Source organism: Streptomyces sp. SLBN-31, assembly GCF_006715395.1.
Lineage (GTDB): Bacteria > Actinomycetota > Actinomycetes > Streptomycetales > Streptomycetaceae > Streptomyces.
In genome coordinates this window covers 2585649-2598175 of sequence record NZ_VFNC01000001.1, presented here as the reverse complement: position 1 = coordinate 2598175, position 12527 = coordinate 2585649, and the positions used below count along the sequence as shown (strand labels likewise).

At 71.4% G+C, this 12527-nt stretch carries 8 protein-coding genes; 1 reads left to right on the top strand and 7 read right to left on the bottom strand.

Annotation, left to right across the window (positions count from 1 at the left end; translation table 11 throughout):
• Positions 1-104: 104 nt before the first annotated feature.
• The 6 genes from FBY22_RS11900 to FBY22_RS11875 all read right to left on the bottom strand — a co-directional run bounded on the left by FBY22_RS11900 (position 105) and on the right by FBY22_RS11875 (position 9958).
• Positions 105-1442, bottom strand: coding sequence for a wax ester/triacylglycerol synthase family O-acyltransferase (locus FBY22_RS11900; protein WP_142144858.1), 1338 nt, complete (start codon positions 1440-1442; stop codon positions 105-107).
• A gap of 156 nt (positions 1443-1598) precedes the next feature.
• Complete coding sequence (locus FBY22_RS11895) at positions 1599-3917, bottom strand: GH92 family glycosyl hydrolase (protein WP_142144856.1); 2319 nt, start codon at positions 3915-3917, stop codon at positions 1599-1601.
• A gap of 57 nt (positions 3918-3974) precedes the next feature.
• Positions 3975-6590 carry a PA14 domain-containing protein gene (locus FBY22_RS11890; protein ID WP_142144854.1) on the bottom strand — a complete coding sequence of 872 codons (2616 nt, stop codon included), beginning with the start codon at positions 6588-6590 and terminating at the stop codon, positions 3975-3977.
• 157 nt (positions 6591-6747) lie between these two features.
• Positions 6748-7968 (bottom strand): glucose-1-phosphate adenylyltransferase, encoded by a 1221-nt coding sequence (gene glgC / locus FBY22_RS11885; protein ID WP_142144852.1) that lies wholly within the window; start codon positions 7966-7968, stop codon positions 6748-6750.
• An 81-nt stretch (positions 7969-8049) separates the two neighbouring features.
• Complete coding sequence (gene glgA, locus FBY22_RS11880) at positions 8050-9201, bottom strand: glycogen synthase (protein WP_142144850.1); 1152 nt, start codon at positions 9199-9201, stop codon at positions 8050-8052.
• A 37-nt stretch (positions 9202-9238) separates the two neighbouring features.
• A complete protein-coding gene (locus tag FBY22_RS11875; protein WP_142144848.1) occupies positions 9239-9958 on the bottom strand; it encodes a (2Fe-2S)-binding protein in 720 nt (239 codons plus the stop codon).
• Positions 9959-10168: 210 nt separating this feature from the next.
• Here FBY22_RS11875 and FBY22_RS11870 point away from each other — a divergent pair, with 210 nt between their 5' ends.
• Positions 10169-11233, top strand: coding sequence for a DMT family transporter (locus FBY22_RS11870; protein WP_142144846.1), 1065 nt, complete (start codon positions 10169-10171; stop codon positions 11231-11233).
• Here FBY22_RS11870 and FBY22_RS11865 read toward each other — a convergent pair.
• Positions 11223-12392 carry a transglycosylase family protein gene (locus FBY22_RS11865; protein ID WP_142144844.1) on the bottom strand — a complete coding sequence of 390 codons (1170 nt, stop codon included), beginning with the start codon at positions 12390-12392 and terminating at the stop codon, positions 11223-11225. The genes FBY22_RS11870 and FBY22_RS11865 overlap by 11 nt on opposite strands.
• Between the last annotated feature and the right edge of the window lie 135 nt (positions 12393-12527).

Genomic DNA, 12527 nt, shown 5'->3' with positions numbered 1-12527 from the left:
CGCGCTGCCGTTTCCCTGATCACCCGAGCGGCGCTCCGATCGCACCCGCCTGTCGAGGGATGGATTTTACGGAGCGCCGGGCCGGTCCTCCAAACGTGAGGCTCTCAGGACCCGCAGGCAGTGATGAGTGTCTCCACCTCCGCCGTCAGGGCCGCGGCCAGACGGTCCAGGTCCGGTACGGCCTCCGCGTCGGCGACGAGGCCGTAGTGGACCTGGCCGCGGTAGGTGGAGACGGCGACCGCGAGGGCCTGGCCGCGGGCCAGCGGGGCCAGCGGGTAGACCTCGGTGACCGGGTTGCCGCCGAGCTTCAGGCCGAAGCTGGGCAGGGGCACGCTGGTGACCAGGATGTCGAACCAGAGCCGGGCCGCCTGGCTGACCAGCGGGCCGCCGAGCCGGTGGGCGAGCGGGGGCACGTGGTCGGCGAGCAGGGCGACGGCGCCCGCGCCCCGGTTGGGGCCGGCGTTCTTGTTGCGGTCCATGGCGGTACGGACCGTGGCGAGGCGGCCGAGCGGGTCGGGGTCGTCGACCGGAAGCCGTATCAGGTAGCCGGAGAGGCGGTTGCCCTGGGGGGTGGCGGTGCGCGGGCGGCGCCTGGAGACCGGGATCAGGGCGCGCGGCGCCACGCCCTCGCTGCCGTCGCCGCGCTCGTCCAGCCAGCGGCGCAGTGCGCCGGCGACGACCGCGATCAGGACGTCGTTGACGGTGCCGCCCTCGGACTTGCGGATGCGGTGCACGTCGTCGAGGTCGACGACGACGCCCGCGGTGCGGCGGGTGCCGGTGGCCTCGGAGGTGAACGCCGACGACGAGCGCGCGGCGAGGCTGGACAGGGCCACGGAGGCGCCGATGTCCAGGGCCCGGCCCACGTCGGACACCGCGCCCCTGACCAGGTCCGGAAGCCGGCGCACGTCGGGCAGCAGGCCGCCGCCCTTGGGCTCCGCGGCCCGCGGCCTGCGCTCGGGCAGGTCCATGGGGTCCAGCACGGCGGCGGCGAGGGTCAGTGCGCGCAGCCCGTCGGCCAGGGCGTGGTGGAACTTGAACAGCACGGCGAAGGACACGCCGTCCTCGCCGGGCAGCACGTGTGCCTCCCACGGTGGCCTGCCGCGCTCCAGCGGGCGCTCCATGAGCCGGCCCGCGGCCGCGTGGAAGTCGGCGGTGGGGGCGTGCAGCCTGACGTGGTGGAGCGGGTCGAAGTCGGGGTCCGGCTCGCGGGTGGCACCGCCGAAGGCCAGTGGCCGGAAGGACAGCGGCTGCCACACGTCCCGGATCCGCATGCGCAGCCGGGGCACCGCGGCGGCGCGGGCCGCGAGCAGGTCGGCCGCGTGGGCGCCGGCGGTGGGCGAGTGGGCCGAGAAGACACCGAGGGCGCCCAGGTGCATGGGGTGCTCGGCGGACTCGATGTTCCAGAACGCCAGGTCGAGAGGAGCGAGCAGGTCAGATGTCAATGGCTTGCCTCGCGTCGACGACGGGTGAGCAAGCAGTCAACCGCCCTCAGGCGATTACGGTCAAGTACAATCAAGCTACATACAGTTAACAGCAGATTAAGTACCCCCACTCGTCCCGCCCCCACGACAGGGGCGGGACTCATGTGGCGCCTGGGGTCACTTCAGGGCGGGCGGCGCCGCCTGGGGTGACGTACCCCACTCGGACGGGCGCGGGCCGACCGTGAAGGAGAGCCTGCGCATCGAGCGCAGATCGCCGGTGGTCAGGTACGCGCTGTCGTGCGGCTTTCCGTCCGTGCGCACCGACTGGGTGTAGCGGTCGGTGGCGGAGGTGCCGGGAGCGGTGATGCTCAGGGCGCCGCGCGGGTAGTAGCGGCGGTCCAGGGTCAGGTCGACGCGGTCGAAGACCGGCGTGGACAGACCCCAGGTGTCGTAACCGGGCTGGACCGGGAAGATCCCGATCGACGACAGGACCATCCAGGCGGACATGGTGCCGAGGTCGTCGTTTCCGGTCATGCCGGTCGGGCCGTCCGTGAACAGGGTCAGCGCCGCGTGCACGACGTCGGTGGTCTTCCAGGGCCGGCCGGTCGAGAGGTAGGTGTACGGGGCGATGAGATCGGGTTCGTTCTGCGGGTTGTACTTGTCGGCGTTGTAGTAGTCGTACGGGCCGTTGACCCATACCTCGCGCGCCGTCTTCGCCGGGTCCTTCAGCAGCTGGTCGTAGGCGAAGAAGGAGTCGAGGCGTTCGTCGGCCGCCTGGGCGCCACCGATCAGGTCCACCATGCCGGGCAGGTCCTGCGGCACCAGCCACTGGTACTGCCAGGACGTGCCCTCGTGGAAGCCCACGCTCTGCGCCGGGTCGGCGGGGCCGGTGAAGGCGCCGGAGGCGTCCCGGGCGCGGAAGAAGCCGGTCGAGGGGTCGAAGATGGTGCGGTAGTTCTGGGCGCGGGCCGCGTAGCGCGCCGCGTCGGCGTCGTGCCCGAGGTCGCGCGCCATCTCGGCGAGCACCGCGTCCGCGAGGGCGTACTCCAGCGTGGCCGAGGCGCCCTGGTGGTAGTCCGAGTCACCGGGCTTCGCCTTCGGGCGGTCCTTGACGTACGGGGCGAAGCCGTTCGCGATGTACTCCTGGTTGGCCTCCCTGCCCAGCGACGGCGAGTCCGCGGGCGGCACCCCGTCGGCGTTCTTCCTCAGCGCCCGGTAGGCCCGCTCCTCGTACCCGGCGAGCAGCCCCTGCTGGTAGGCGTTGGTCAGGAACGGGGTGACCGGGTCGCCGGTCATGATGTTCGTCTCGACCGTGCCGTAGCCCCACTTGGGCAGCCAGCCGCCGTCCTCGGAGACCTTGACGACCGAGATCGCCATGTCCCTTGCCTCGCGTGGCGCGAGCAGCGACAGCAGCTGGGACTGGGTGCGGTAGGTGTCCCACAGCGACCAGTTCTGGTAGTACGTGAACCCCTCCGCGCGGTGGACCTCTTGGTCCCAGCCCCGGTAGCGGCGGTCGGCGTCGCTGCCGACGTTGGGCGCCAGGAAGGACCGGTACAGCGAGGAGTAGAAGGTGCGGCGCAGCGTCTCGTCGCCGCCCCGCACCCGCACCTTCGCCAGCCGGTTCTCCCACGACCGCCGGGCCGCCTCGCGCACGGCGTCGAAGGAACGCCCGCCCTCGGCGCGGAGGTTGCCCGCCGCGCCGGCCGCGTCGACGTACGACAGGGCCGTGGTGGCCTCGACGGTGCGGTCCTTGGTGGTGTCGAAGCGGACGTAGGCGCCGTCCGCCCCGGTGGTCGAACCGGCCGTGACCGTGCCGCCGTCCCAGGTGCCGTAGGCGGTGAAGGGGCGGTCGAAGCGGGTGACGGTGTACACGGTGTAGGGCCGGGTGCCCTGGCAGAAGCCGCTGCCGGTGATGGCGGTGCGCACCGTGTGGTCGTCGAGGATCTCGACCTTGCTCGCGCCCTTCTTGTGCAGCGACTGGCCCGCGTTCAGCAGGACGTTGGCCTTGTCGGTGGCGGGGAAGGTGTAGCGCTGCACTCCGGTGCGCGCGGTCGCGGTCAGTTCCGCGTCGATGCCGGTGTCCAGACCGACCCGGTAGTAGCCGGGGCTCGCCGCCTCGTGATCGTGGCTGAAGCCGGCGGCGTACTTGGCGTAGTCCGTCTGCGTGACCTCGCCCGTGGTCGGCAGGACGGGCAGGTCGCCGCCGATGCCGCAGCCGACGCCTGACAGGTGGACCAGGGAGAAGCCCCGGATGTGGGCCCAGGAGTAGTCGTAGCCGGTGTTGTGCCCGGTGTCCGGCGAGAGTTGCACCATGCCGAAGGGCACGGCGGCGCCGGGAAAGGTGTTGCCTTCGTTCTCGGTGCCGATGAACGGGTTCACCAGGTCGGTGAGCCTGGCGTCCCTCGGCTCGGCGGCCCGGGCGGCGGGGGCGGCGAGCAGCGCGGACGCTGCCACCACCCCCGCCGTGCACAGGCGCAGGCGCCGGGTCCATCTCATGTCGTAGAGCCTCCGTCGGGCGTGAGACAGCGTTGTCTGCATGATCGGGTCCGCGGGTCAGTCAGCCGCGCAACCCGCGGGGTTCGGCTGCGACGCGTCGCGGATCAGCGCCTGCTGGGCGGCCCGCACGCGCTGGGCGTCCGGCTTGAGCACCCGGCGGTCGTAGGTGAGCAGACCGTTCAGCTCGCCCTCGACGTCGGAGATCTGCGTGTAGACGGCTCCGTTGCTCCCCCGGCAGGCAAGGGCACGCACCTCGGCGAGCTTCGCCAGGTAGTCGTCGGTGTAGGCCGCCGGGTCGACGTCGACGTACGACTGCTGAACCGACCAGGCGTGTCCGGGCACCGCGAGGCCCAGGCCGCCGTACTCGCCGCTGACCAGGGCGCGCCGGCCGTCGGGGTTGGGTGGCAGGGCGGGGCTGGGATAGCCGTGCTCGTCCATGATGTCGCCGGTGCCGCCGTCGGCCCCGAGGTTGAGCCCGGACATGGAGTTGACCAGGCGGGTGGGGTCCCAGTCCTTGGCCTGGTCGGCGACGCGGGCCATGTCGTACTGGCCCCAGCCCTCGTTGAAGGTGACCCACATGACGACCGACGGGCTGCTGACGTGCTCGTCGATCACCTGTTTCATCTCGCGCTCGAACTCGGCGCGGGCGGCCGGGCTCGGATCGACACCGGCGGTCATCGCGGGCATGTCCTGCCACACCAGCAGGCCGAGGCGGTCGGCCCAGTAGAACCAGCGGTCGGGCTCGACCTTGATGTGCTTGCGCACGGCGTTGAAGCCGAGCCGCTTGTGCGCCTTCAGGTCGTACGCGAGCGCCTCATCGGTCGGGGCGGTGTAGAGGCCGTCGGGCCAGAAGCCCTGGTCGAGGGTGGCCATCATGAAGACGGGCTTGCCGTTGAGGAGGGTGCGCGGGACGCCGTTCACCTTCTCGACGGAGATCGAGCGCATCCCGAAGTAGCTGCCGACGCGGTCGGTGCCGACGGTGACCTTCAGGTCGTACAGGAAGGGGTCGTCGGGGGACCACAGGTGCGGGTCGTGGACGGTCAGGGTGAGCGGGCCTCCGGTGCGGCCGCGGGCCGTGGCGACCTTGCGGTGTCCGGCGTACGCGGTCGCCGTGACGGGTACGCCGTCGCGGACCCCCTGCGCCTCGACGGTGAGCCGGCCGTTCGCGACGTCCGGGGTGAGCTTCAGCGCGTCCACGTGGTCGCGCGCGACGGGCTCCATCCACACCGTCTGCCAGATGCCCGAGGTGGGCGTGTACCAGATGCCGCTCGGATCCAGGCGCTGCTTGCCGAGCGGCGGGTTCTCGCCGGAGGCCGCGTCGGTCGGGTCGTAGACGCCGACGATGAGCTCCTGGGTGCGGCCGGGCTTCAGCGCGTCGGTGACGTCGGCGCCGAACTTGTCGTAGCCGCCCTGGTGTTCGGTCACCTTGACGCCGTTGACGTACACCTCGGCGCGCCAGTCGACGGCACCGAAGTTGAGCATCAGCCGCTTGCCCGAGCCGATCCTCCAGCCGGCCGGCACGGTGAAGGTGCGCCGGTACCACATGCGGTCCTCGTGCCGTTCGAGGCCGGAGAGCTGGGACTCGACGGGGTAGGGGACGAGGATCCGCTCGGCGAGGTTCCTGCCGACCGGCGGCCGCTCGCCCGCCGACGCCGCGGCGAACTGCCACCGGCCGTTCAGGTTGCGCCAGTCGGTGCGGGTCAGCTGAGGACGCGGGTACTCGGGGTGGGCGTTGCCGGGGCCGACCCGGTCGGCCCACTTCGTGCGCAGCTCGTACGCCGAGCGGTTTGGGCCGCTGCTCCAGAACGCCTTGACAACGTTGCCGTCGGGGTCGGTGAGGCCGCCGTCGCCGTCGTAGCGGACGTCCGCGGTACCGCTGGCGGTGCCGGTCTTGTTGCCGACGACGGGCTGCTCCAGCGCGACCAGCAGGGACCGGGGGTCGGCCGGATCCAACTGCGCTTTCCCCAAAGGCCACTTGGCACCGCCGATCACCGCTGTCAGGTGGTCGGTGAGGCCGGCCGGGGGCGCGGCGAGGCGCTGGGCGAAGTCCAGCCGGAGGGTGCGGCCGGTGCCGGTGACGGTGGCCGCCACGGCGCCGTCGTAGTCCCAGCCGTCGGGCAGCCGGAACGCCGACTGCGGGACGGCCTCCTTCACACTGCCGGGCTCGGTCCAGCGCACGTGGAGGTTGGAGCCGCCGTAGTGCTCGAAGTACTCGAGCTTGATGTCGTAGGCCCTGCCTGCGGTCAACTCGACGGGCTGCGAGGTCTGTTCGCGGTCCCAGTCGTCGACCCAGTGGTCGACGACGAGAGCGCCGTCGATCCAGAGGCGGAAGCCGTTGTCGCCGGTGATCGAGAAGGTGTGCGGTCCGGTCTTCTCCGGGACGATCTTTCCGGTCCAGCGGACGCTCACGTCGTCGGACCGACCGGTGGTGAAGGCGAGGCGTGGTTCGAGGTTGTCGAAGTCGAGGTTCGGATCGAAGCCGGTGGCCTTGAGCTCGTGGAAGTCGAAGGCGCCGGGGGCGGACTGGGTGTAGTACTCGCCCTTCAGACCGTGGACCTCGACCGGGTCCTCGGCGGCGGCGGCGGTGGCGGTGGGGGCGGCGACGAGGCCGACCGCGCCGAGTACCGCGGCGAGCAGTAACGCGAGCCTGTCTCTGAGGCGTCTGGCGTGCACGGAACCCTCCCATAACAACGTTGTCATGGACAGCAGTTGGCATGACAACACGGATTCCGCTTTGCGTCCAGGGACATGACAACAGCCGACATGACAACAGCCCCGGCCGTCGATGTGGGCCGGGGCTGATCCGAGCGCCTGCGGGAGACCTGCTCGGCTACGACACCACCTGTCCCTTGCCGAGCGCGATCACGCCGCCCTTGGAGACCGTGTACAGTTCCGCGTCCCGCTCCGGGTTGACGCCGATGGTCGCGCCCGGGGGCACCTCGACGTTCTTGTCCAGCACCGCCCCGCGCACCACCGCGCCGCGCCCGATGTGGACGTTGTCGTGCAGGATCGAGCCCTGGACGACCGCGCCCGGGTCCACCAGGACGCCCGGCGACAGCACGGAACGGGTGACCTGGCCGCGGATCAGGCAGCCGGCGCTGATGATCGACTCACTGGCCATGCCGCCCGCGTTGAAGCGAGCCGGGGAGAGCTGGTTGGAGTGGGTGTAGATGGGCCACTGCCGGTTGTAGAGGTTGAAGGCGGGGCGCTCGGCGATGAGGTCCATGTGGGCGTCGTAGTACGCGTCGAGGGTGCCCACGTCGCGCCAGTAGCCGCGGTCGCGGGTGGTCTCGCCGGGCACGTGGTTGGCGCTGAAGTCGTAGAGCTGGGCCTCGCCCCTCTCGGTGAGCTGGGGCAGGATCGAGCCGCCCATGTCGTGCACCGAGTTCTCGTCCTCGGCGTCCCGCTGCAGGGCCTCGATCAGGGCCTTGGTGGTGAAGATGTAGTTGCCCATGGAGGCGAAGACGCACTCCGGGTCGTCGGCGAGGCCGGGCGGGTCGGCGGGCTTCTCCAGGAATCTCTCCACCGTCAGCCCGTCCGAGCCGGGCGTGATCACGCCGAACTGCGAGGACTCCGAGCGCGGCACCCGGATGCCGGCCACCGTCACACCCGCCCCGGACTCGATGTGCTGGGCGAGCATCTGGCGCGGGTCCATGCGGTACACGTGGTCGGCGCCGAAGACCACCACGTACTCGGGGCTCTCGTCGTGCACCAGGTTCAGCGACTGAAGGATGGCGTCCGCGCTGCCCAGGTACCAGTGCGGGCCCAGCCGCTGCTGGGCCGGGACCGGCGTGACGTAGTTGCCGAGCAGGCTCGACATCCGCCACGTGGTGGTGATGTGCCGGTCCAGCGAGTGCGACTTGTACTGCGTCAGCACACAGACGCGCAGGATGTCGCCGTTGACGAGATTGGACAGCACGAAGTCGACAAGGCGGTACGTACCGCCGAAGGTGACCGCTGGTTTCGCGCGATCCGCCGTCAGGGGCATAAGGCGCTTGCCTTCTCCGCCCGCCAGCACGATCCCGAGCACCGAAGGTCCGCCACGACGCATGGTCGCTCCCCTCACCGTGGTTGATCCATCCCTGCCCCTGCCCAGGGCGGAGTAAGCCTGCTCGAGGAGATCCCGTTCGTTCTATTCCTGTTTCAGGATCTCCTCATAGAGGCGGACCGTACGGCGGGCGACGGCGTCCCAGCCGAACTCGACCACCGCACGCTCGCGCCCCGCCTCGCCCATCCGCCGTGCCGCCTCCGGGTCGCCGACCACCGAATCCAGGGCCCGCGCGAGAGAGGCCTCGAAATCGTCGTCCACGGTGACGAGTACCCCCGTCCGGCCGTCGTCCACGACCTCGGGGATGCCGCCGACCCGGGAGGCCACGACGGGGGTGCCGCAGGCCATCGCCTCCAGGTTCACGATGCCGAGGGGCTCGTACACCGAGGGGCACACGAAGGCGGCCGCATGGGTGAGGAGCTGGATCACGTCGGGACGCGGCAGCATCTGCGGAATCCAGTGCACATGGTCGCGGACCCGGCTCAGCTCCTCGTACAGCTCACGGAACTCACGGTCGATCTCCGGGGTGTCCGGCGCCCCCGCGCACAGCACGACCTGCACGCCCGGGTCGATGTCCCGCACGGCCCGCAGCAGGTGCGGCACGCCCTTCTGGCGGGTGATGCGGCCGACGAAGAGGATGTACGGGCGCCCGGTGTCCAGGCCGATGCGGCTCAGCACGTCGGTGCCGTGGTCGGGGCGGTACAGCGTGGTGTCGATGCCGTTGTGCACGATGTGGACCTTGGCCGGATCCAGCGCCGGATAGCAGCCGAGGATGTCCTCCCGCATGGCGCCGGAGACGGCGATCACGGCGTCGGCGGACTCGATCGCGGTGCGCTCGGCCCAGCTGGACAGGGCGTATCCGCCGCCGAGCTGCTCGGCCTTCCAGGGGCGCAGGGGCTCCAGCGAGTGCGCAGTCATGACGTGGGGCACGCCGTGGAGCATCTTCGCGAGGTGGCCGCCGAGGTTGGCGTACCAGGTGTGGGAGTGCACCAGCTCGCGGCCCTCCAGGCCGGCGGCCATGGCGAGGTCCACGGAGAAGGTGCGCAGCGCGTCGTTGGCGGTGTCCAGGGCGGCCCAGGGGCGGTGGCGTACGACGCCCACTCCGCGGCCCTCTCCCCAGCAGTGCACCTCCAGGTCGACCAGGGGGGTCAGCTCCCGGGCGAGGAACTCCACATGGACGCCCGCGCCGCCGTACACGTCCGGGGGGAACTCCCGGGTCAGCAGTCCCACACGCACCCGATACCCCTTGCCTCGGCGACCAGTTCCTTCATGGTCACCCAGATGCGCCGCGCGCGGAAGGGCGCGGCGGTCGTGTGAAGCAACAGTCACCGCACACGCCCCCGCCGGGCACCCGGTAGTACAGGCAGCAGCTGCGGCGGCGGAAGGCGGCGCCGGTGAGGGTGCCGGTGCCCGACAGGAGGGGGTGGGCGAGGAGTGCGGCGGTGAGGGGGCGGGCCGCGGGGCCCAGCTGCCGGGCGGTGCCGACGAGGGCGGAGGCGGCGTTGCCCCACAGCAGGCCCGGGGCGACGCGGTAGTGGGAGCGCAGCGCCTCGGCCAGGGGTTCGAGGTGGCCGTGCAGGACGACGCCGGCGGCGGTCTCCGGGTCGGCGGGCAGTGGGCGGACCTCGGACAGCCACAGGTCGTCGGGGGCACTCGCGTCGGGGTCCCAGCGCAGCAGCGCGGGGTCCAGGTCCGGGACGGCGCCGTACGCGAGGGCGCAGCCGAGCGTCACCGACCACAGCCGGGCCGCGAGTCCCTGCTGGAACACGGAGGCCGCCACCCGAGGCTCCGGGGCGCGCAGCGCGGCCGCGACCTTCTCGACCCGGAAGGTGAGTGGATTGCCGTAGGTCTCCGTCGGTCGGTTCTCGTATGTCCGAGCTAGTGTGGGCAGAGCGGAAGGCAGCGCTCCGCCCGTGTTCAGTACGAAGAAGCCGCCGAGCGGTCTCAGAGCGGCGAGTTCGGGGTCGAGGTCCACGAAGAGCAGTAGTACCAAGGCCCCTAGGGGGCGGCTTCCAGGGGTGTCCACCCCGTGTCGCCCACCCTGGGGATGACGGTGCCCGATTCGTACTCCATCGGCAGTAGGACCCATTGCGTGCTCAGGGACGACGACGGGAACAGATCGACAGGGCATCGTGTTGGCTATGAAGGCCGACCGTTCGCCGCGCAGGGGTAACCGCCCCCGCCACACGCAGAGGAGCAACCGATGAGTGCCCTCGCGTTGTCCGTGCTCCTCTCCCTCGTCTCCGCCGTCGCCTACGCCGGCGGGGCGATCGTGCAGGAGCGCGTGGCGGTGTCCTCGCCCGGCGAGCAGTACGCGCCGCTGCGCCGGCCGTCCTGGTGGGCCGCGGTGGCGCTCAACGGCCTCGGCGGTCTGCTGCACGTGGTGGCGCTGGCCTGCGGCCCGCTCAGCCTGGTGCAGCCCCTGGGCGCCCTGACCATCGTGTTCGCACTGCCGATGGCGGCGCTGTTCGTGGGCCGCCGGGCCGGTGCGACCGCCTGGCGGGGCGCGATCATGGCGACCGTGGGCCTCGCCGGCCTGCTGGCCCTGGTCGGCGCGTCCGAGGGGCAGTCGCTGGACACGGCCCAGCGGGTTGCGGTGGCCGTGGTCACCGGCGGTGTGGTCGTGGCCCTGATGATCGCGGGCCGGGCCGCCCACCGGCACCCGGCGGTGCGCAGCATGCTGCTGGCGACCGGGTCCGGTATCGCGTTCGGCATGTCCTCGGTGTTCACCAAGACCGTCGCGGTCGACTGGAGCGACGGCGTGAGCGTGTCCGACGTGCCGTCCCTCGCCGTCATCGGCGTGTTCGCCACGGCCGGCATGCTGCTGTCCCAGGCCTCCTACCGCGGCGCGGGCCTCGCGGCCCCGCTGGCCACGCTGACGGTCGTCAACCCGGTGGTGGCGGCCGCGGTCGGCATCACGATGTTCGGCGAGACCTTCCGTTACGGCACCACCGGCACCGCTCTCGCGCTGAGCTGCGGTGTGGTGGCGGCGGGCGGTCTGATCCTGCTGACCACGGAGCGGCTCGCCCACACCGCCGAGACCGAACCGGCCGCCGAGCCGGAGCCCACGCCCGTCGAGGAGGAGCTGCTCACCGCGGAACTCCTCGTCCCGGCGCAGGTGGGCCCCACGGTCCTGGAGGTCGCCTACGACGAGACGGACGAGCTCTCGCTCGACCCTGCCCGCTACCGCTTCTACGGCCCGTTCTACGGAGGCTCCTACATCCCGGCGCCGGCCATCGACCGGCACCGGGTGCGCGTCAAATCCTGACGCCTCCGGCCCTGAGATAGGCGAGAGGGTCGATGTCGGAACCGAAGCCGGGCCCCGTCCGCACCTCGAAGTGCAGATGCGGGCCCGTCGCGTTGCCCGTGGACCCCGACCGGCCGATGCGCTGGCCGGGGCTCACGATCTGCCCGGCCCGAACCGAGATCGCCGACAGGTGGCCGTACTGCGTGTAGCGGCCGTCGGAGTGCCGGATCACCACCTGGTAGCCGTAGGAGCCGCCCCAGCCGGCGGTCACGACCTCGCCCGCGGCGACCGCCTTCACCGAGGTGCCGGTGGGGACGGGGAAGTCGACGCCGGTGTGGTAGCCCTTCGACCAGGAGGAGCCCGGCACGTGGTACCCGGTGCCGATCGGGCCGTTCACCGGGGCGACCCGAGCGTGGCGGGTGGGCGCCTTCTCCTTCTTCCCGGTGTGCTTCCCGGTGTGCTTCTCGGTTGTCGAAGAGGCCTTCTGGGTCGGGGACTTGGCGTCGGTGTGGGTGGCCGGGGCCTTGCCCCGCAGCTGCAGCCGCTGGCCGGGCAGGATCAGGTCCGGATCGGCCCCGATCGTCGGGCGGTTGGCGTCGTACAGCCGCCGCCAGCCGCCCGTGACGTGCTCGGTCTCGGCGATCTCGGAGAGGCTGTCGCCGCGCACCACGGTGTACATCTCGGCCGTACCCGCCCGCGACTGGGGCGTGGTATGCGGCTGGACGTCCTTCACCGACGTCTTCTTCGTGCTCTTCGCGCTCTTCGTTCCGGCGCTCTCCGTGTGGACGTCCGGGGTGCCGCCGCCGCGGGACAGCCCGGCCTGTGCCGAGCACACCGGCCAGGCGCGCGGCCCCTGTCCGTCGAGGACCTTCTCGGCGACGGCTATCTGCTGGTCCTTGGTGGCCAGGTCGGCGCGGCGGGCGTACGCCCGGCCGCCGTAGGCCTCCCAGGTGGACTGGGTGAACTGCAGCCCACCGTAGAAGCCGTTGCCGGTGTTGATGCTCCAGTTGCCGCTGGACTCGCAGGCGGCGACCTTGTTCCAGGTCGACACGTCGGCCGCGTGGGCGGTGCCGGCACCGATCAGCGGGATCGCCATTCCCGCGCTGCCCGCGGTGACGGTGAGTGAGGCGCGGTTGATCCTGTTCGGCTGATACCGGCGGTGCCGGCCGCGTACGGCCATGGAGATCCCCCTCGACATGCGTCAGGAGGGCCAAAAGTAAGCGCCGCGAACAGGCCATGACAAGACGGCAATCGGCCGCCCTGCATCTCAAGGCAGCAGGAATACGCCGCAGTTGCGGATCGGCTGAGGCAGGTG

Excerpts from the sequence above, each read along its gene's own strand:
- FBY22_RS11895 (WP_142144856.1), bottom strand. The coding sequence starts at position 3,917 with ATGAGATGGACCCGGCGCCTGCGCCTGTGCACGGCGGGGGTGGTGGCA.
- glgC (WP_142144852.1), bottom strand. The coding sequence starts at position 7,968 with ATGCGTCGTGGCGGACCTTCGGTGCTCGGGATCGTGCTGGCGGGCGGA.
- FBY22_RS11870 (WP_142144846.1), top strand. The coding sequence starts at position 10,169 with ATGAGTGCCCTCGCGTTGTCCGTGCTCCTCTCCCTCGTCTCCGCCGTC.
- FBY22_RS11865 (WP_142144844.1), bottom strand. The coding sequence starts at position 12,392 with ATGGCCGTACGCGGCCGGCACCGCCGGTATCAGCCGAACAGGATCAAC.